A 19,025-nucleotide genomic window follows, 5' to 3' on the forward strand; every position below is an offset into this window, starting at 1 on the left:
GTTGAGAAAAGTTCCCGAGGGGGGCGCCACCGCGGAGGAGGACTCCTCCGGCGGCAGGCACGCCCGGGCTACGGAGCGGGCGTCGCGCCCAGGCCCGGCGTCCCCGCGCTCACGCTGCGCCGCGCTTGCAGCACCTGGGCGAGATACATGCCGGCGAACATGGCGGGCACGAAGACGAACAGCTGGGTCGCACCGCTGGCAAGCGAGGTGAGCGCGGGACCGGGGCAGTAGCCGCCCAGCCCCCAGCCCACGCCGAAGAGGCCCGCGCCCACGAGGAGCTTGCGGTCCACCCCGCTGGCGGAGGGCGAGGAGAACTTCGGGGTGAAGAGGGGCCGCTCCCGCTTGTGGATGAGGGGCCGCAGCGCCGCGTGCACGGCGATGGCCCCCCCCATGACGAACGCGAGCCGGTAGTCCCAGTCCCCGGTGATGTCGAGGAAGCCGAGGACGTTGGCTGGATCCGTCATGCCGCTGATGCCCAGGCCGACGGCGAAGATGAGGCCGCTGAGAAACGCACTGATGGAGGGACGCATGGAGAGCTCTCTCTAGAAGACGTGGCGGGCGAGGAAGACGGTGAGGACGCCGGTGGCCATGAAGGTCAGCGTGGCCGCGAGGGAGCGGGCCGAGCCCCGGCTGATGCCGCAGACGCCATGCCCGCTGGTGCAGCCGTTGCCCAGCCGTGAGCCGAAGCCCACGAGCAGCCCCGCTGCCACCAGCAGCGCCGCGCCGCCCGTGCTCAGGGACACCGGGGCCGCGAAGGAGCCGGGGCGCAGCCACGCCAGCAGCAGGCCGCCGGTGAGCAGCCCCCCGAAGAAGAGCACGCGCCAGGCGATGTCGCCGCGCACGGGGGCCAGCAGCGAGCCCACGACGCCGCTGATGCCAGCCACCCGGCCGTTGGCCAGCAAGAGGAATGAGGCACTCAGCCCGATGAGCGCCCCGCCCAGGAGCGCAGGGAGAATGGAAGAGGTCATGTTCTTCTAGAGCCAGATTCCAGGAAGAGGATTCACCGCTCAGCAGCCCCGCTTCGACGGGCCGTCCTTGTCATCGTTCTTGCCGGACCCGGACCGGGTCCGCGGGGGTGCCATTCAGGTGCCCACCCCGAAGCGGGGAAGAATCCACCGCTGGAGCAGGACCCAGAGCACGAGGAAGGCCAGCGCAATCCAGAGAGAGTCCATGGTGATGCATAAGAGCCATGGAGTGCTCCCGAGGATTCACGGAGACCTCCGCGGGCGAGCGGGCGAGCCTGAGCCCGCCCCCCGGGTCAGGGTGACGGGGCGTGCGTTCCGGGGCTGCAAGGGCCGGTTCGAGGGGGCGAGGTGGGCGAGGACGCGGCAGGCGTCAATCCGCGCCTGCACCAGTGCGGCCCCGAGGGCCCCCGCCCCCCTGCCCGCCCTGCCCTCGCCGGTCATGAGCAAGATGAACAGCGGGAAGGTCCTGAATCCTTTTTCCCGCCCCTGGCTCTCACGGGCAGGAGACTTCAACATGATTTTCCGTCAGCTTTTCGATGCCGAGTCCTCGACGTACACCTACCTCATCGGTGACGAGGCCACGCGCCAGGCCGTCCTCATCGACCCCGTGCTGGAGCAGGTCGACCGCGACCTGCAACTGGTGGGCGAGCTGGACCTCACCCTCACCCACGTCTTCGACACGCACGTGCACGCCGACCACGTCACCGGTTCGGGCGTACTGCGAGAGCGCGCGCAGGCCAAGGTGGTGGGGAGCGTGGACGGTGCTGCCTGCGCCAACGTCCAGGTGCGCCACGGGGACGAGGTGCGCGTCGGGCAGCTCGTCTTCCAGGTGCTCGCCACCCCGGGGCACACGGACGACAGCATCAGCTACCTGCTCGGCGACCGCGTCTTCACCGGGGATGCCCTGCTCGTGCGCGGCAACGGCCGCACCGACTTCCAGAATGGAAATGCGAGCCAGCTCTACGACAGCCTCACCCGCGTCCTCTTCTCCCTCCCCGACGAGACGCTCGTCTACCCCGGCCACGACTACAAGGGCCGCACGGTGACGAGCATCGCCGAGGAGAAGCGACACAACCCGCGCGTGGCCGGCAAGAGTCGCGACGAGTTCATCCACATCATGGAGAACCTCAACCTGCCCAAGCCCAGGAAGATTGACCTTGCCGTCCCGGCCAACCGCGCCTGCGGGCACACGGCGCCCTCACCGCAGGGGGCCTGAGTCCCCTGCCCTCATCCCCCGAGGCCCTCTCATGACACCCCACCCCTACCAGGACATCACTCCCTCGCAGCTCGACACGCTCGGCCCCGAGGTGCGGCGCATCGACGTGCGCGAGCCGGATGAGTACACCGGTCCGCTGGGCCACCTTCCCGGGGCGGAGCTCGTCCCGCTGGGCACGCTGGAGGCGGCTTGCGCCTCGTGGCCGCGCGAACAGCCGGTGCTGCTCATCTGCCGCTCGGGCGGACGCTCCGCGAAGGCGGCGCAGGCGCTCGCCCGCGGTGGCTTCAAACACCTCTACAACCTGGCGGGCGGGATGCTCGCCGTGCGCGAGACGCTCACGCCCAAGGGCTGAGCGCGCGTCGCGCCAGCACGGACACCATGCCCATCATCGGCTTCTCGCTCGCGGCCCTCATCGGCCTGTCGCTCGGTCTGCTCGGCGGCGGCGGCTCCATCATCACCGTTCCCATCCTCGTGTACGTCCTGGGCTTCGGGGCCAAGGAGTCCATCGCCATGGGACTGGCCGTGGTGGGCGTCACCAGCCTCTTCGGCGCGGCGGGCCACTGGCGCAAGGGCAACGTCCAGCTCCGGGCGGCCCTCCTCTTCGGGGCGGTGGCCATGGCGGGCACCTACGCCGGGGCGCGCCTGTCCGCCCTCGTCTCGGGTGCCGTACAGCTGCTGCTCTTCGCCACGGTGATGCTCGTGGCCGCCTTCTTCATGTTCCGCAATGGCCGTAGGGAGGCCGCCCTCGCGGCACGCAACGAGTCCGCACACGCGCCCGAGCCGAACAAGGCGTCCTTCCCCCTCATGGCCCTGGCCGCCCTCGGGGTGGGAGGACTCACGGGCCTGGTCGGCGTGGGCGGCGGCTTCCTCATCGTCCCGGCGCTGGTGCTCCTGGTGGGCCTGCCGATGAAGCAGGCGGTGGGCACCAGCCTGCTCGTCATCGCCCTCAACTCCTTCGTGGGCTTCGCCGGCTACCTCGGCCACGTCGAGGTGCCCTGGCGCTACCTCGGCATCTTCACGGCCATCGCCGTGGCGGGCATCCTCCTCGGCACCTGGGCCTCCCACTACGTCTCGCAGGCGGCCCTCAAGCGGGCCTTCTCCGTCTTCCTCGTCGTGATGGGCGTCTTCATCTTCTTCAAGAACCGGGAAGCGTTGGCGCAGGGTGGCGGTGAGCCCTCGGCCTCCGCGGCACCGCACCCACGTTGAAGTCCTTCGAGATTCGACGAGGAGCCCCCTGGCGGAGCAGCACCCGAATGCCGGCACCCGATGGGACGCGCGCTGCCCGAGGCACTGCGGGCCCAGACGGGAAGGTGCTCAGTGCTGGTGATGCCCGTGCCCACTCTTCCCCGAGGCGGGCTCAGCCTTGGGGCGTGCCTCGGCGTCGTCCACACGCACGACGAATGGCACCGTCGCCACCCGGCCATGGCGCTGCACCTGCATCCAGAGCTTGTAGAGGCCCGAGCGCGGGAACACCGCATGCGCCGACACTCGCGAGGCGCTGCTGCGGGTGTCGAGGGCATGCACATGGACGAAGTCCTGCCCGTCGGCGCTCAGCACCATGAAGTGCGCCATCGCGCCCAGGTAGGGCTCCAGGTCCACCACCGGCTTGCCCGTCTCCGCGTCCGTGACGTCGAAGTGCAGCATGGCGGCCTCGCCCGCGCGAAGCTCCGCGTCGCTGTGCAGCGTCACCTCGAGTCCATCCGCGCGCTGCGTCCTGGGCGACTCCGTCAGCGCCGCGGCCACCGGGGGCGCGGCGCCCTCGACGTGCACCCTGTGCCGGTCCACCACCTGGCCGCGACCCGGCTGCTGGTAGTCGACGAAGAGGGTGTACTCCCCCGCCGCCGCGAAGGTGTGCTGGACACGGAAGGAGTCGCCGACCACGGACGGATGCACGTGCGCGAAGTGGCGCAGGTCCCTGGAGACGACGAACAGGTGCAGGGGTTTCTCGTGCGAGGGCGTGAGCCGCGACACGGCGCGCCCTTCCCCATCCCGGACGGTGAGGGTGAGCGTCACCGGCTGGCCGGCTTCGGCCGGTGCGGGGTGCAGCTGCAAGTGGGTGCGGTACATGCCTGTGCCCTCCTGGGCGCGGTGCGCGTGCGAGCTCGCGGTGGCGTCGGCGCGCGTAGCAGTCGTGCCGGCAAGGACGCGGGCGGGGAAGAAGGCGCCCGCCAGCATGAGATGAATGAACACCTGGCTGAGACTGAGCTTGATGCGGTTCATGGAAACTCCTCGTTGAAGTGCAAGACGTGCTGCGTGAAGAGCGTCCCCAGGAAGAAGGTGCCCATCAGCGCTGCGCCGGAAGTGCGAGATGCCCAGCACCAGAGGAGACGCAGATGCCACGTGGGGCATTACACCCCGGGCCCCGGGCTTTGCTCAGGCGTCCCTGCCGGGGGCCGTGAGGCGGAGCCGAGCGCCCGACAAGAGGGAGCGCGGGCAGGCAAGCTCACAGGACACGCTCGCGTGCGCCAACCACGTCCGACGACCTTCACTCGAGCAGCCCTGCGGGGGGCGCGCCGCTACACACCGCAGCTGCAGTCCTGACAGTCCTCCTCTGTGGTCGAGGCGGACCGCCTGGGCTCGTGGGCGTTCATGGGCATGAAGCTGCCGTTGGACCCAGCGGTCTCAACCCCTCCCCCGCAACAGGGCCAATAAAAAAGGCCGGGTGCTTTCGCAACCGGCCTGAAACGTCTTGATTTTATTGGAGCCGACACCCAGGCTTGAACTGGGGACCTACTGATTACGAATCAGTTGCTCTACCACTGAGCTATGTCGGCGGAAGGTGGGCGCGAAGTACCACGGGGTTTTCGGGCCGGCAAGGACAAATGATCAGCACTGCTCCTTTGCTCCCCCACCCGCCCGGCCTGCCCCAGATCCACCGCCCGTCCACCGTGACAGCCATGACACACCGCGTCTGCCCTCGGTGACACAGCGCGTTGCCATAAGTGCCCGTCATCTCTCCACATTCCGGAGGAAGAGCAGGCGTTCCGCGCGGTTGAAAGCGCAAGGCGGCTGTGCACATAAGGGCCGCCATCCCCGCGTGCCTCGCCCCTACCCGGTGAGGCCCACAAGGAGCGTTTCCCGTCATGGCCAGCGAAGAGAACTTCATGCGCGCCCCGGCCCCCTCGCCCAAGCGCACCGTCTACACGGAGGCGATGGAGATCTTCCATCGCGCTGCGGACCTCATCAAGCTGGACAAGCGCGTCCGTCTCGAGCTCGAGGAGCCCGACTACGAGCACATCTTCTACGTCACGGCCAAGCTGAAGGACCGCCTCGTCCCGCTCGCCGCCGACCGCGCGAAGTCCTTCTCCGACCTGCCCGAGACGCAGGTCCGCAACAAGGAAGGCCTGGAGCTGCTGGCCAACGGCAACATCATCCTCAACGGCCGCGCCCTCCTCGGCTCCGACGTGGCCATCCGCCAGGGCCACCTGCGCCTGCCGGACGGCAAGGTGTACCAGCTGGTCCCCGGTGAGTCGCAGCGCTTCAAGGCCTACCGCGTCCAGCACAACCAGGCCCGCGGCCCCTACAAGGGCGGCCTCCGCTACCACCGCGAAGTCTCCCTGGACCTGTTCAAGGCGCTCGCCGCGGAGATGACCTGGAAGACGGCCATCAGCGAGGTTCCGTTCGGCGGCGGCAAGGGCGGCATCCAGATCGACCCGCGCGAGTACGGCCGCGAGGAGATCGAGGCCATCACCCTGCGCTTCATGTACCGGCTCAAGAGCCTCATCGGGCCGAACATCGACATCCCGGCGCCGGACGTGGGCACCAACCCGGACATCATGGCGCTCCTGTACCGCCAGTTCTCCGACGGTGAGCGCGAGCGCCACAACCTGCGCGGCATCGTCACCGGCAAGGACGTGCGCATCGGTGGCTCCGAGGGCCGCGGCAAGGCCACCGGCCAGGGCGTCGCCTTCTGCATCGAGGACTACTACGCCGACCGCGGCGAGTCCGTGAAGGGCAAGACCTTCGTCCTCCAGGGCTTCGGCAACGTGGGCAGCCACGCCGCCCTCATCCTCGGCCACATGGGCGCCCGCCTCCTGGCGGTCAACGACTCCGACGGCACCATCTACAACGGTGACGGCATCGACGTGAACGCGCTGGCCGCCTACGTGGCCGACCCCAAGAATCTCAAGCGCAGCGTGCTCGGCTTCCCCGGCGCCCAGAAGATCGAGAAGAAGGACCTCTGGGAAGTCCAGGCCGACATCCTCATCCCCGCCGCGCTGGGTGGCGAAATCACCGCGGAGGTCGCCGAGCGCCTCAAGGTGAAGCTCATCGCCGAGGGCGCCAACGGCCCCACCACTCCGGAGGCCGACCGCGTCCTCCAGAAGCGCGGCATCGAGCTCATCCCCGACATCATCGCCAACGCCGGCGGTGTGACGGTGAGCTACTACGAGTGGATCCAGAACAAGCGCATGGAGCGCTGGAGCGAGGCCGAGGTCGACCAGCGCCTCGAGCGCGCCATGAAGCGCAACTACCGCATCATCCGCGACATCTCGCGCAACCAGCCGCGCAAGACGGAGATGCACGACAGCCGCCAGTACTGCATCGGCGAGGCCGTGGACACCCGCTGCGCCGCGATGATCCTCGCGCTCAAGCGCATCGAGGCCCACTACCTCCTCGAGGGCTTCTCGCAGTAACCGTCCCGCTGCCGTAGCAAAGACGAAGGGCACGTCCACCCACGCGGAGGACGTGCCCTTGTCGTTTCAAGGCCTGTGAGGAGTGGCTCCACGGCCCCCGCGGTTCCGGGAGCGACGGGCCGTCAAGCCCTTCACGGGCCTGGAGGCGGCGTCAGTGCATGACGCGCTCGCGGTCCACCAGCAGCAGCGGCGCGTCGTCCTGCGTCTCGTAGGCGACGATGCGCAGCCCCACCCCGCGGCTGCTGCCCTCGCGCCCGTCCTTGCGCCCGAAGGCCAGGGCCACCTGGTAGCGGACCTCGCACAGGCACGTCATCTCCGTGCCGTCCTCGCCGGCGAACGTGACTTTGAGCTTCTCGCCCAGGCCCACCGAGTCGCGCACCTCCACGAACATGCCCCGCGCGCTGATGTTGCGGCCCACCCCCCGCATCATCCCGTCCTGCGTGGTGAGGTACACGGTGAAGACCTTGTCGAAACGCAGGTGGGTGCGGCGCTCTTGGGGACGCTCGAACACTGGGGGCTACCTCCCGGAACAGGTGGTGACAGGCGCAAACTACATGGTAGCCACATGTAGGCAAGTTCTTCACCTGCATCCACCTGCGTCTACCCCTCCCCACCCACTGAAAGAGGAGTGCCCGGGGGGCGGCTCGGTGGCACCATGGCGGACTGAACCCCTCGTTTTCCCTGGAGTCCCCTCCCGTGAGCCGCTTCCTTGCCGCCGCTGTCTCCCTCCTGCTGCCCGCGCTGGCCCTGGCCGACGTGGACCCGCGCTTCGCGAAGCTGCGTGACGACGCCGAGCCGCTGGGCGGGCTGGGGGCCTTCCTGGAGAAGTACATCGGCGCGTGCGAGGGGGCCTTCGTGGACCCGCAGTGCAAGGCGCAGGCGGAGGCCTTCCGCAAGAAGTACCAGGGCAAGCGGCTGTACATGATCGTCACCGAGGACGACGCCACCATGCTGTCCCCGGGCCCGTACTCGCCGGCCACGAGCGAGTACACCATCAACATCACCCCGTTCTTCCCCGGCGGCCGCTACGCCCTCACCCACGGCACGCCGAAGAAGACGGACGCCAACGGCAACCCGCTGCTGCCCTACCTCACCGTCACCGGCACCCTGCCGGAGGGGTGGAACGGGCAGATGTTCTCCCGCATGTTCTCCATGCGCGGCATGCGCGTGCAGGTGGTCTTCACCCCGCAGGGCGTGTGGAGCCTGCCCAAGAAGGGCGGCGGGAAGAACTTCGGCGTCACCACCCGCATCGAGGGCCTCCTCGTCACCGAGGGCCGCACCGGCGGGCAGATGGGCCTGTGGCTCAACGGCAAGGACGCCAACGCCGGCAAGTAGCGCGACGCACCGGCAGGCGGTGGCACCCCACGCCCCACCTCCGCGGCCTCACCGGGCGATGGCCACGTACTGGAGCGCGTCGCCCCGCCTCACCGGGCAATGGCGACGTGCGGCGGCGCGTCGCCCCGCCCCGCCCCACCGGGCGATGGCCACGTACTGGAGCGCGTCGCCCCGCTTCACCCGACGCTGGCGACGTGCGGCGGCGCGTCGCCCCGCCCTCACCGGGCGATGGCCACGTACTGGAGCGCGTCGCCCCGCTTCACCCGCAGCAGGATGCTGGCCCCGGCGCTGCCCTTGGCGAGCGCCGCGCGCACCCCGGCCGCGTCCTTCACCCGGCGGCGATTCACCTCCGTCACCACGTCCCCCGCGCGCAGGCCCGCCTCGTCCGCCGGGCTGCGCGGCGTGACGGTGGACACCAGCGCCCCGGACCAGGCGTCCTCGCCCAGCGGCGCCGCCACCTCCGGCGTGAGGTCTCTCAGCGCCAGCCCCACGTCCTGCTCGCTGGAGGTCCGTTGGATGAGCCCCTCGGTGGCCTCCTGCGCCGGCCGGACGATGAGCCGCACGGACACCTCCCGCGTCACGCCCTCGCGCTGCAGCGTCAGCCGCGCCTCGGTGCCGGGCGCCAGCAGCGCCACCTTGCGCAAGAGCTGCAGGTAGGAGGCAATCGCGCGCCCATTCACCGCCACCAGCCTGTCCCCGGGGCGGATGCCGGCCGTCGCGGCCGGGCTGTCCTTGTAGACGTCCTTCACCACCGGGGCGCGCCGCTCGCCGTTGCCGCCGTCGTCGTTGATGACCACGCCCAGCCAGCCGCGCTCCAGCTTCCCGTTCTCCCGGAGGTTGGGCAGCAGGTCCTTCACCAGGTTGATGGGCACCGCGAAGCCGATGCCCTGCCCCTGGCTGATGATGGCCGTCGTCACGCCCACGACTTCACCCTTCATGTTGAAGAGCGGGCCGCCCGAGTTGCCGGGGTTGATGAGGGCGTCCGTCTGGATGAAGTCGTCGAACTGGCCCACGCCCAGCACGCGCTCCTTGGCGGAAATCATCCCGTGCGCCACCGAGTGGTCCAGGCCGAACGGGTTGCCGATGGCCACCACCCAGTCACCCACCTCCAGCCTGTCCGAGTCACCGAGGTAGACGGCCGGGAGGTTGCCCAGGTCGGCGCCGCTCAGCCGCAGCAGCGCCACGTCCGTGGAGGCGTCGCGGCCCACCACCTCGGCGGCGAACTCGCGGCCGTCCGACAGGCGGACGGCAATCTGCCGCGCCCCGGCCACCACGTGGTTGTTGGTGACGACCAGGCCGTCCGGCGTCAGCACGAAGCCGGAGCCGGTGGCCTTCTTCATCCCCCCGAGCCCGCTCTCGCGCAGGGCCACGGTGGTGATGTTGACCACGCCCGCCTCCACCGCGCGGATCAGCGGGGCCAGCGACGTGGGCGGCACGAAGTCGGGGAGGACCTTGTCGCCCGGGGCGCGCTCCCTCCAGAGGCTCAGGGCGGTGCCGGAGCGGCCCCCCTCCCCCGCGGCCTGGGCGGCGAACCAGGCGGTGTGCTCGCGCACCCGCGCCTGGAGCCATGAGTCGAGCATACCCTCGTCGGCACGGGCCACGGGGGCGAGCGCCAGCACGAGGAGGACGGGAAGCAGTCGGGAGAGCACGGAGGGGCAGCTTATACGGCGGGCCATGGCGAGCGGGGCCAACAGCGGCCCCGGTCGCCCCCTTCCCGGGCGGGTACGACTTTCGCCCTCAGGCCTGGGCCGGGGCCACGTACTTGGCCACCTTGACCCGCGCGGGGCGGATGATGCGGTCCTTCAGGCGGTAGCCCGCCCGCACCTCGGCGACGACGCGCTGGTCCTCGTCCGGGGTGGTGGTGATTTCCATGTCCGAGGCCTCGGCCACGTTGGGGTCGAACGTCTGCCCCACCACCTGGATGCGCTCGATGCCGGTGCCCTGCACCTTGGTCAAGAGCGCGTCGCGAATCATCCGCACGCCCTGGGCCAGGGGGGACGTGTCCTGGCCGCTCACCGCCAGGCACCGGTCCAGCTCGTCGATGGCCTCCAGCAGCGTGGTGGCCACGTTGCCGCGCTCCACGTCCATCATCCGGTCGCGCTCGCGGGTGAGCCGCTGCTTGAACTCCTCCCGGTCCCGATTCACGTCCTGGTAGGCGCGGGCGAGCTGGTCGTACTTCTTCCGGGTGGCCTCCAGCTCCGCCGCCAGCCGCTCCTTCTCCGGGTCGGCCTTGGACGCGGTGGGCTCCTCCGGCTGCTGCGAGGTGGCCTCCTCGGAGGCCGGGCCGGGCGCCCCGCCGTTGGCGGTCTGGGCCTGCTGGGCTTCGGGGGTTGCGTCGCTGCGGGAGTTGCCGTCCATGTCGAAGAACCTGAGGCGATGGGAAGTGCGCGCGTGCGCGGGTGGGTTGGATTCCCCGGAACGTAACCGCGAGCGCGCACCTGTCAACGCGCCAGGAGCGCTAATGCTCCTGCGGCGCGGCGGGGGCCTCGGCCATGAAGCCGTGGTCCACCTGTCCCGTGACTTCGTCGATGATCTCCACCTGCGCCGCGCGCAGCGAGTAGTAGAGGAGCCACCGCTCCGCCGCCGTCAGGGTCCCCGGAGGCAGCGCCTCCTCGATCTCCTGAACCGTGAGCCGTCCATCCTTCAGGCCCTTCGCGAAAAGGGACTTCCGGGCCACGTAGCTCTTGCCGATCCTGTTCTCCACGGCGACGCCTCCTTTAGCGCTCAAGATAATTTCGCCCACCGGACACCGCAGGCAGCCGCGGCGTCGGTGGGCGAATGGACGGCAGCAGGGCAGGCGCCCAGGCGTCCCGTCAGGAATCCAGGGGCGCCTTGGTGGCGTGCTGCGTGGGCGGCGTCTGCTCGTCGTGCTCCCCCACTCCCACGGGGTGCGCCGAGATGACCTGACGCGCCTCCGGGTGCAGCAGCCCGCGCTGGGCCACCACCTTGGGACCGAGGATGGCGGTCATCGCGTCCTCCTCGATGACCTCCGTGGCCAGCAGTCGGGCCGCCACGGCCTGCACCTTGTCCTTGTGGAGGGTGAGCGTCTCCCGCGCCCGGTCCAGCGCCTCGCTGACGAGCTTGCGCACCTCCTCGTCAATCATGCGCGCCGTCTGCTCCGAGTAGCTGCGCGACTCGGGCATGCCGGCGGAGCGCAGGAAGCCCGGCCCGTGGTCGGCGCTCAGCGCGACGGGGCCCAGCGAGCTCATGCCGTAGTCGCGGACCATCATCCGGGCCATCTCCGTGGCCTGGCGGATGTCGTTGGAGGCGCCGGTGGAAATCTCTCCGATGAAGATCTCCTCCGCCGCGCGGCCGCCCATCATGCCCGCCATCTTGTCGCGCAACTCCTCCAGCGACATGAGGTAGCGGTCCTCCAGCGGCAGCGACATGGTGTAGCCCAGCGCCGCGAGGCCGCGGGGGATGATGGACACCTTCGTCACCCGCTCGGCGTACGGCATCATCCAGCCCACCACCGCGTGGCCCGCCTCGTGGTGCGCGACAATCTCCTTCTCGCGCTCGTTCATGCGGCGGTTCTTCTTCTCCAGACCCGCCACCACGCGCTCAATCGCCTCCTCGAAGTCCGCCCGCATCACCGCGTCGCGGTTGCGGCGCGCGGCGAGCAGCGCGGCCTCGTTGACCACGTTGGCCAGGTCCGCGCCGGCGAAGCCCGGCGTGCGCGAGGCAATGGACTTGAGGTCCACGTCCGACCCCAGCTTCACACCCTTGGAGTGGATCTCCAGCACGCGCTCGCGGCCCCGCTTGTCCGGCCGGTCCACCAGCACCTGCCGGTCGAAGCGACCCGGGCGCATCAGCGCGCTGTCCAGGATTTCAGGCCGGTTGGTGGCCGCGAGGATGATGAGGCCCGCGCGGCTGTCGAAGCCGTCCATCTCCGCCAGCAGCTGGTTGAGCGTCTGCTCGCGCTCGTCGTGGCCACCGGCGACGCCCGCGTTGCGGCTCTTGCCGATGGCGTCCAGCTCGTCGATGAAGATGATGCACGGCGCCTTCGCCGTGGCCTGCGCGAAGAGGTCTCTCACGCGGGCGGCGCCCACGCCGACGAACATCTCCACGAACTCGGAGCCGGAGAGGCTGAAGAAGGGCACGCCCGCCTCACCCGCCACCGCGCGCGCCAGCAGCGTCTTGCCCGTGCCCGGAGGGCCCACGAGCAGCACGCCCTTGGGGATGCGTCCGCCCAGTCGGCGGAACTTCTCCGGCGTCTTGAGGAACTCGACGATTTCGCGCAGCTCGTCCACCGCCTCGTCGACGCCGGCCACGTCCTTGAAGCCCACGCCGGTGTCGGCCTCGGCCTGAACCTTGGCGCGCGTCTTCCCGAAGCTCATGACGCTCTGCGGGCCCTGGCCGATGCCGCCGGCCATCCTGCGCATCATGAAGCTCCAGAAGAAGACGAAGAGGCCCAGGGGCAGCAGCCATATCCATAGCGCCTCGCCGAGGCCGGACTGCGGCACCGCCTCGAACTGGACGCCCTTCTCCTCCAGCACGGGGATGAGGCCCTCGTCACCGGGGACGCGGTACGCCATCCACGGCAGGGCGCTGGGCTCGCTGCGCAGCGCGCGGTCCCCCGTCGTGGACGGCGGCGGCTGCTGGGCCGTGTCCTTGAGGAAGCCCTTCACCCACTCGTTGGAAATCTGGACGCGGCTGAAGTTGCCCGCCTCCACTGCATCACGGAACTGGCTGTAGCTCACTCGCCGCACGCCCGCGTCCTGGAAGACGTTGCGGAACAGCAGGAAGCCCAGGACCAGCAACAGGATGTAGCCCAGAGGCGAGCCAAACCTGAAGCCCTTCCCCGGTGTCGGTGTTGGCTTGTCCGTCTTCTTCCCGCGCGGGCTCATACCCGGCGGCAAATCCTGTGGCTTCATCGTCGGCACGCTCGCCCTCCCCCTCCCACTCACAGGGACACCTTGCCCATGTGGGGGCACCCTGGCTGTGGCCAAAGATGTTCACCGTCGCCATACCGTCAACCCGGCAGGCGGGCTTCACCGGCTGTGCCGCCCTTTGCGCCAGATCAGCGACATCCCGTGAGCCACAGAGGTTGACTGGTGAACTCCGTGCCCAGCAGGTAGCCGTTGCCATCCTTCAAGAACGCGATGGCCTCCGCCTGAGCCTGGCTTGCACCCGGCACTTCGACCACCTGCCCTTTGAGGAGGTCTTCCAGGCGAGCGGCGTCCGGCTGCCGCACCTCCCACACCCGACTGTAGGTGCGCAGCAGCAGCCGCTGGCCGGACGGGTGGAGCGACGCGGCGGTGGTCGCCACGTCCAACCCCTCCGGCACCTCCAAGGAGCCCAGCTTCGTGGCAGCCACCGTCGCGCCCGGCCGGGCCCCGTCCAGGGCGAACACATCCCCCAGCGAGCTGCGTGTCTTGGTGATGACGGCCAGCCGTCCGGAGCGCGCGTCCAGGATGAGCGACTCCGCGTCGTGCGAGCCGTCGGGGTACGAGAAGGAGAGCACCTCCACGGGCACGGTGGCGTCGGCGAGCGCCTCGGGCTCCGGGAAGCGGTACAGGCGCAGGACGTCCCGTCGCTCGAAGTTGTCGCCGATGTCCGCCAGGAAGACGCACGGGCGTGAGTCCCCGGGGGCGCAGGGGCCCACCGTCACGTCCTCGACGTCGCGGGGGTCGGCGCCGGTGAGCGTCAGCTTCGCGCGGACGGCGCCCTTCTCGTCGATGGCGAACGCCTCGAAGTCATTGCCGGAGTCGTTGTGCGCCCAGAAGGCGCCCGGGTGGCGCTGGCTGGCGGCCAGGCCGGACAACTCGGGCAGCACGTCCGGCACGGTGCCCGTCTGGCGGGGCTCGCTATAGAGGGTACAGCCGGGCACCCCGACGGCGGGCACCTGGGAGCCCGCGTCCGGAGGGGTGTCTCCGGGGGGGACGGGCTTGGAGCGCGAGCAGCCGGCGAGCAGCCCCCCGAGCAGGGCCAGGACGAGGGCCAGTCGGGCCGACACGTCAGGAGTCCAGGTCGAGCAGCTTCGCCAGCGTCTTGGCGTCCGCATCCGGGAAGCGGTAGCCGGACATCTCCTCCAGCGTCACCCAGCGGTGGTCGTGCACGCGCAGGTGGCGGATGTTGCCCTCGGGCTCGGCCATCCGGCAGTGGAAGACGCGGAAGTCGATGTCGTAGGTCGGGTACTCGTGGCGGGTGTGCATGGCCTGCTCGAGCACGTACACGGCCACGCCCATCTCCTCCTGAATCTCCCGGGCGAGCGCGGTGGCGTCGTCCTCGCCCTCCTCCACGCGGCCGCCGGGGAACTCCCACAGCAGAGGCAGCGAAGCTTTGGGAGGGCGCTGGGTGATGAGGTAGCGCCCCCCGTCGTTCTGGAGCATTGCACCGACGACGCGGACGTGGCGACGGGCCATTCGCTTCTCCTGTCTCCTGCCCAGGGGGATACCGGGGAGGGGCGACCTAACACAGCCCCTGGCGCCAATGCCACAGCCCCCTACCGTCACCCTGCACACGACCTGACGGGGCGGCCAGTCCTGGCCGGCCAGGCCGCACACTTGCCGGGGACGGAAGGACGGCTTGCGCGGGGCGCCCCGGGCCCGGCGGCAATGTTCGAGGCCATGCGTCGCGTACAGTCCATGTGGTGAATTGGATGACGGACGGACCGGATGGCGTCATGCTCGGGGCCATGAACACGAGTCGGAGGGAAAAGGCCGAGGTGCTCGGAGCGGCACTGAAGGCCGCCCGCCAGCAGGCGGGGCTCGGCATGGAGGAGGTCGCCGAGCGTCTGGAGATTCCCGTGGAGGTCCTCGCCCGGGTGGAGCGAGGAGTCATGGTGCCCACCATCTCCACGCTGACGCGGCTGTGCGTCATCCTCAAGCTGGACCCGGACACGCTGCCCGACCTGCCGGAGATGTCGGACTGAGTGTCCCGGGAGGGCCCCTCTGGCCGGGCCGTCCCCGCCCTCCCCGGTGGCCGCGAGGTCTGGACGCAGGGCCTCCTTCCGTCCGCGCGGCCGACCGGCGATGATTTCCCGGGTCAGGCGTTCTCGATTCGAATGCGCTGTCCCACCTGTCACCGCCGCGTGGCGGAGCGCTGCCCCCTCCACCCCTCGGCCGAGCCGCGTCCACCGGCGGCCCCGGCCGTGCCCCCGGAGGTGACGGGCTACACCGTGGGAGGCCCCCTGGGCCGCGGCGGCTTCGGTCGCGTCTTCTCCGCGCTCCGGCAGGAGGATGGACGCGAGGTGGCCCTCAAGGTGCTGGAGCCCCTGGCGAGCGAGCGACTGGAGCGCGAGGTGGAGGCGCTGCGCCGCATCGGCCCGCCCGCCGCGCCCCGGCTGCTGGACCAGGGGCTGACGCGCGCCGGTGAGCCCCTGGTGGTGATGGAGCGCATCGACGGGCTCACGCTCGCGCGCAGGCTGGCGGAGCTGCCCGGGCCCGGCGCGCTGCCGTGGGCCGAGGCCGCGCCCCTCATGCTGGCGCTGGCGGAGGCCGTGGGGCACATGCACGCCGCGGCCGTCGTGCACCGGGACCTCAAGCCGGAGAACGTGATGGTCGCCGGGGCCCGGGTCGTGCTCCTGGACTTCGGCCTGGCGCGCCTGGGCGCCACCGAGGACGACACGGCGCCCGCCGTCACCCTGACGCGCACGGGCCAGCGGCTGGGCACCCACGAGTACATGTCACCCGAGCAGTGCCGCGACGCCCGGAGCATCGACGCGCGGGCGGACCTGTACAGCCTGGGCGTCGTCTTCTTCGAGCTGCTGTGCGGACGTCCGCCGTTCGTCGGTGACTCGGCGGCCGTGCTGCAGGCGCACGTGTCGCGCCGGCCTCCCGCGCTGAGGGAGCTGGCGCCCTGGCCGGTGCCCGCGCCCGTCGAAGTCCTGGTGCAGCGGCTGCTCGCGAAGGACCCGGAGGAGCGGTTCCCGAGCGCGGAGGCCCTGGCGGCGGACCTGCGGCGCGTGCTGGCGGACACGGCGGGGCGGAGCATGGAGCCCTCCGCGTCCGTGTCTTCGTCTTCAAGGGACGGCACGGAGGCGAGCCGTGCGCCCCAGGGCCCGCGGGAGGTGGCCCTGCTCGGGGTGAAGACGTCGATGGACGTGCCGACCATGCTCTCGCAGCTCGCGGCGTTCGGCGCGGAGCTGGCGCGGGTGGACGCCGGGCGGGCCGTCTTCGCCTTCCCCCATGTGGGCACGGTGGAGGTGGGGCTGCGCGCGGCGCTCAAGTCCGCCGAGGTGCTGGCCCCGGTGCTTCCGTCCGGCGCGGAGCGCGTCATCCACTGCGCGCCGCTGCGCATCCGCGAGCGTGCGGGCAGGATGACGGTGGGCGGTGCCGCGCTGGAGCGCCTCGAGCGCTGGTGGCCCGCGCCCCCGCCGCCCGGCGCTGTCGCGCAGCCCGCGCTCACCGAGGAGGCCCGCGCACACCTGGGCGATGCCGGGCCGGGCCGCTCGCTGGCGCCCGAGGTGGTGCTGCCCTCCCTCGACGTCACGCTGGGCCGGGAGGCGGAGCTGGCCTGGCTGCGGGAGGGGCTCGCGCGAGTCCGCGCCAGCGGCGCGCCGGCCCTGCGCACGCTGCTGGGCGAGGAGGGACTGGGAAAGACGCGCCTGCTCGCGGAGTGGCACCGGGAGCTGCGCGGGACTCCGAGCGTGTCCGTCCTCTTCGTGGAGGCCCAGCCGGACGAGGGCAGCGCCAGCGAGAGCGGCCTGCGCAACCTCATCACCACCGTGCTCGGGCTGCCGGCGTCCACGCCTCCCGACGAGGCGGTGCGCCACCTCCTCGCGGGCTCCGGGCCCACGTCGCATCCCGCCGCGCGGCGGCAGCTCATCGCCCGGGCCCTGGCCTCGCGGCTGTGGCGGCTCGCGGCGGCGCGGCCGCTCGTGGTGCTCGTGGATGACGCCCACACGCTGGACCCCACTGCGCTCGATGCACTGGAGCTGGCCACGCTGGCCGGAATCCACGCGTCGCTCTGCGTGGTGCTCGCCGGGAGGCACCGGCTGCTGGGCCTGCGTCCGTACCTCGGTGAGCGCGCGCGCGACTCGGCGCAGCGGGAGCTGCCTCCGCTCCGCGCGGACGCGGCCCGCGAGCTGCTGCGTCAGCTCCTGCGGCCCGTGGACCTGCTGGCCGAGGGGGTGCTGCGGGAGCTGGTGGACCGGTGTGGCGGCTCACCGCTGCGCATGCTGGAGACGGTGCGGGCGCTGCGCGCGGCCGGAGCCATCCGCTCTCAGGCGGGCGGTGGCAACTACCTGGCGGCGGACGCGCTGCACGGGCTGGCGTCGGACAGCCCGCGCCCGGACGAGCGGCTCGCGGAGCGGAGCCTCGCGGCCCTGCCCTCCGGACTGCGCTCCCTGCTCCAGGTGGCGGCGCTGCTGGGTGACGACGTGCGGCTGGAGGAGCTGTCCGCGACGCTCGCGCACCTGGAGGCGGACGACGCGCTGGACCTGTCCCTGGACCCGGGCGTCGCCCTGGAGCGGCTGGCGCGTGCGGGCATGCTGGAGCCGCGCGGCCCCCGGCGCTGGCGCTTCGAGCACGCCACCCTGCGCGACGCCTTCGGCGCCCTGCTCTCCACGTCCCTGCGGCAGCGCGTCTGCGCGGCGGCGCTGCGGGCCCTGCCGGAGGCCCCCGCCGTGCGAAGGGCGCGGCTGGCCGAGGCCGCGGGAGACCTGCCCCAGGCGCTCGCGCTCCACCGCATGCTGGCCGAGTCCGGCCGCCGCGCACACCGGTTGCTGGAGTCGGAGCGCCACTACTCGGCCGCGCTGGACCTGCTGCCACGCGGGGACGACGCCGTCCGGCTGGAGCTGCTGTCCGGACGCGGGCGCGTGCGCTACCGGCTGCAGCGCATCGACGATGCCCTGGCGGACCTGCGCGCCGCGCGAGCGCTGGCGGAGGCCCGCGGGGACGGGGTGCGCGAGGCGGACCTGCTGCTGGAGGAGGCCACCGCGCTCGACTGGCAGGACGACCCGGACGGCTCCACGGCCCTGCTGGAGCAGGCCCTGCGCCGCCTGGGGGATGCCGTGCCTCCGGAGCTGGCCGCGCGCCATGCGCTGGCGCAGGCACGCGTCGTGGTGAGGCGGGAGGACATCACGGGCGCGGTGCCTCCGCTGGAGCGGGCCGTGGAGGCCGCGAGGGCCGGCGGCGACGCGGAGACGGAGGCGATTGCGCTGTCCATGCTCGGCGCGATGCTGGCGTGGACGGGGCACCTGGAGGACGCGGCGCGGCGCTTCGAGGAAGCGATTTCGCTCTGCGAGTCGACGGGGGACACCCTGCACCTGGGCGTGGCGCTCAACAACCGGATGGTGTTGCACGTGCAACGCCGTGACGCGGAGGGCGCCCGGGCGGACCTGGAGCGCGCCGTGTCCCTGGGGCGCGAGCTGGGCAACGTGCAGATAGAGCGGACCTCCGCCTTCAACCTGTCGTTGCTGCTCGGCTATCAGGGACGGGCTGCGGAGGCGCTCCCCCTGGCCCGCCGCGCGGGAGTGCTCAGCCAGCGCTTCTTCCCGAGCTCCATGGCGCAGGACGCGCTGCTCGTGGCGCGCCTGTGCTGCGAGCTGGGCGACCTGCCGGAAGCCGCGCGCCAGCTCACGTGGCTGGAAGAGCCCTCCACACAGACGCGGCTGCTGCCCGGGGACCGGCTGATGTTGTCGGTGGTCCGCCGCGTGGTGGACGAAGCCCGGGGCACGCATTCCTATGCCGCGCCGGAATGGGCCGCGCTGGTGGAAGCGGCGCGACAGCAGTCCACGCCGGACGAGCGCTTGGAAATCCTCGTCTGGGCGGCGCGAGCGGCACGGGCCGCTGGAGACGACGCGACGGTGCTGTCCCGCGTACAGGAAGTCGAGGCCACGGCGCATGAGGCGCCCCTCTGGACGGAGCGGGTGCGAGCGCTGGTGCGGGAAGCACGCGGGCCCTCCTGAGCAGCCCGGCCCGTGCTAGCAGT

At 71.3% G+C, this 19,025-nt stretch carries 17 protein-coding genes and 1 tRNA gene; 7 read left to right on the forward strand and 11 right to left on the reverse strand.

All coding sequences use genetic code 11. The annotated features are described in order from the left end of the window. Positions 1 to 68 precede the first annotated feature (68 nt). Both ACX9TP_RS28565 and ACX9TP_RS28570 read right to left on the reverse strand, forming a co-directional pair. A complete protein-coding gene (locus ACX9TP_RS28565) occupies positions 69 to 530 on the reverse strand; it encodes a DUF6691 family protein (RefSeq protein WP_482973797.1) in 462 nt (153 codons plus the stop codon). A gap of 12 nt (positions 531 to 542) precedes the next feature. After that, complete coding sequence (locus tag ACX9TP_RS28570; protein ID WP_482973798.1) at positions 543 to 968, reverse strand: YeeE/YedE family protein; 426 nt, start codon at positions 966 to 968, stop codon at positions 543 to 545. A gap of 511 nt (positions 969 to 1,479) precedes the next feature. On the opposite strand from ACX9TP_RS28570, the gene ACX9TP_RS28575 reads away from it, so the two are divergent. The 3 genes from ACX9TP_RS28575 to ACX9TP_RS28585 are packed head-to-tail and all read left to right on the forward strand — an operon-like array spanning position 1,480 to position 3,387. Then, entirely contained in the window at positions 1,480 to 2,181 is a 702-nt protein-coding gene (locus tag ACX9TP_RS28575; RefSeq protein ID WP_482973799.1) for an MBL fold metallo-hydrolase, read from the forward strand. A 31-nt stretch (positions 2,182 to 2,212) separates the two neighbouring features. Continuing rightward, positions 2,213 to 2,533, forward strand: a complete 321-nt coding sequence (locus ACX9TP_RS28580) for a rhodanese-like domain-containing protein (RefSeq protein ID WP_482973800.1) — start codon at positions 2,213 to 2,215, stop codon at positions 2,531 to 2,533. Positions 2,534 to 2,559: 26 nt separating this feature from the next. After that, a complete protein-coding gene (locus ACX9TP_RS28585) occupies positions 2,560 to 3,387 on the forward strand; it encodes a sulfite exporter TauE/SafE family protein (RefSeq protein ID WP_482973801.1) in 828 nt (275 codons plus the stop codon). A 108-nt stretch (positions 3,388 to 3,495) separates the two neighbouring features. On the opposite strand, the gene ACX9TP_RS28590 is transcribed toward ACX9TP_RS28585, so the two are convergent. Next, entirely contained in the window at positions 3,496 to 4,401 is a 906-nt protein-coding gene (locus tag ACX9TP_RS28590; protein WP_482973802.1) for a hypothetical protein, read from the reverse strand. A 479-nt stretch (positions 4,402 to 4,880) separates the two neighbouring features. Then, positions 4,881 to 4,955 (reverse strand) — tRNA-Thr (locus tag ACX9TP_RS28595). A 309-nt stretch (positions 4,956 to 5,264) separates the two neighbouring features. On the opposite strand from ACX9TP_RS28595, the gene ACX9TP_RS28600 reads away from it, so the two are divergent. Next, positions 5,265 to 6,815 (forward strand): Glu/Leu/Phe/Val family dehydrogenase, encoded by a 1,551-nt coding sequence (locus ACX9TP_RS28600; protein ID WP_482973803.1) that lies wholly within the window; start codon positions 5,265 to 5,267, stop codon positions 6,813 to 6,815. Positions 6,816 to 6,966: 151 nt separating this feature from the next. Here the strand turns inward: ACX9TP_RS28600 and ACX9TP_RS28605 are convergent, their stop codons facing one another. Further along, positions 6,967 to 7,326 carry a PilZ domain-containing protein gene (locus ACX9TP_RS28605; protein WP_164000386.1) on the reverse strand — a complete coding sequence of 120 codons (360 nt, stop codon included), beginning with the start codon at positions 7,324 to 7,326 and terminating at the stop codon, positions 6,967 to 6,969. 185 nt (positions 7,327 to 7,511) lie between these two features. Here ACX9TP_RS28605 and ACX9TP_RS28610 point away from each other — a divergent pair, with 185 nt between their 5' ends. Next, entirely contained in the window at positions 7,512 to 8,150 is a 639-nt protein-coding gene (locus ACX9TP_RS28610; RefSeq protein WP_482973804.1) for a DUF6066 family protein, read from the forward strand. Between the two features lie 218 nt (positions 8,151 to 8,368). On the opposite strand, the gene ACX9TP_RS28615 is transcribed toward ACX9TP_RS28610, so the two are convergent. The 6 genes from ACX9TP_RS28615 to ACX9TP_RS28640 all read right to left on the reverse strand — a co-directional run bounded on the left by ACX9TP_RS28615 (position 8,369) and on the right by ACX9TP_RS28640 (position 14,515). Beyond that, entirely contained in the window at positions 8,369 to 9,826 is a 1,458-nt protein-coding gene (locus tag ACX9TP_RS28615) for a trypsin-like peptidase domain-containing protein (RefSeq protein WP_482973805.1), read from the reverse strand. A 61-nt stretch (positions 9,827 to 9,887) separates the two neighbouring features. Beyond that, positions 9,888 to 10,508 carry a nucleotide exchange factor GrpE gene (locus ACX9TP_RS28620; RefSeq protein ID WP_482973806.1) on the reverse strand — a complete coding sequence of 207 codons (621 nt, stop codon included), beginning with the start codon at positions 10,506 to 10,508 and terminating at the stop codon, positions 9,888 to 9,890. A gap of 100 nt (positions 10,509 to 10,608) precedes the next feature. After that, positions 10,609 to 10,854, reverse strand: a complete 246-nt coding sequence (locus ACX9TP_RS28625) for an RNA polymerase sigma factor region1.1 domain-containing protein (RefSeq protein WP_482973807.1) — start codon at positions 10,852 to 10,854, stop codon at positions 10,609 to 10,611. Between the two features lie 109 nt (positions 10,855 to 10,963). After that, a complete protein-coding gene (gene ftsH, locus ACX9TP_RS28630; protein ID WP_482982234.1) occupies positions 10,964 to 13,024 on the reverse strand; it encodes an ATP-dependent zinc metalloprotease FtsH in 2,061 nt (686 codons plus the stop codon). Between the two features lie 146 nt (positions 13,025 to 13,170). After that, complete coding sequence (locus tag ACX9TP_RS28635; RefSeq protein WP_482973808.1) at positions 13,171 to 14,106, reverse strand: hypothetical protein; 936 nt, start codon at positions 14,104 to 14,106, stop codon at positions 13,171 to 13,173. 1 nt (position 14,107) lies between these two features. Beyond that, positions 14,108 to 14,515, reverse strand: coding sequence for a (deoxy)nucleoside triphosphate pyrophosphohydrolase (locus tag ACX9TP_RS28640; RefSeq protein WP_482973809.1), 408 nt, complete (start codon positions 14,513 to 14,515; stop codon positions 14,108 to 14,110). Positions 14,516 to 14,751: 236 nt separating this feature from the next. Here ACX9TP_RS28640 and ACX9TP_RS28645 point away from each other — a divergent pair, with 236 nt between their 5' ends. Together ACX9TP_RS28645 and ACX9TP_RS28650 are read left to right on the forward strand one after the other, a co-directional pair. After that, the gene (locus ACX9TP_RS28645) at positions 14,752 to 15,024 is read left to right on the forward strand and encodes a helix-turn-helix domain-containing protein (protein WP_240360793.1); all 273 of its coding nucleotides are present in this window, start codon (positions 14,752 to 14,754) and stop codon (positions 15,022 to 15,024) included. Between the two features lie 132 nt (positions 15,025 to 15,156). Beyond that, positions 15,157 to 19,002 carry a serine/threonine-protein kinase gene (locus ACX9TP_RS28650; RefSeq protein ID WP_482973810.1) on the forward strand — a complete coding sequence of 1,282 codons (3,846 nt, stop codon included), beginning with the start codon at positions 15,157 to 15,159 and terminating at the stop codon, positions 19,000 to 19,002. The last annotated feature ends 23 nt before the right edge of the window (positions 19,003 to 19,025 follow it).

This window comes from Pyxidicoccus sp. M15 (assembly GCF_056858435.1).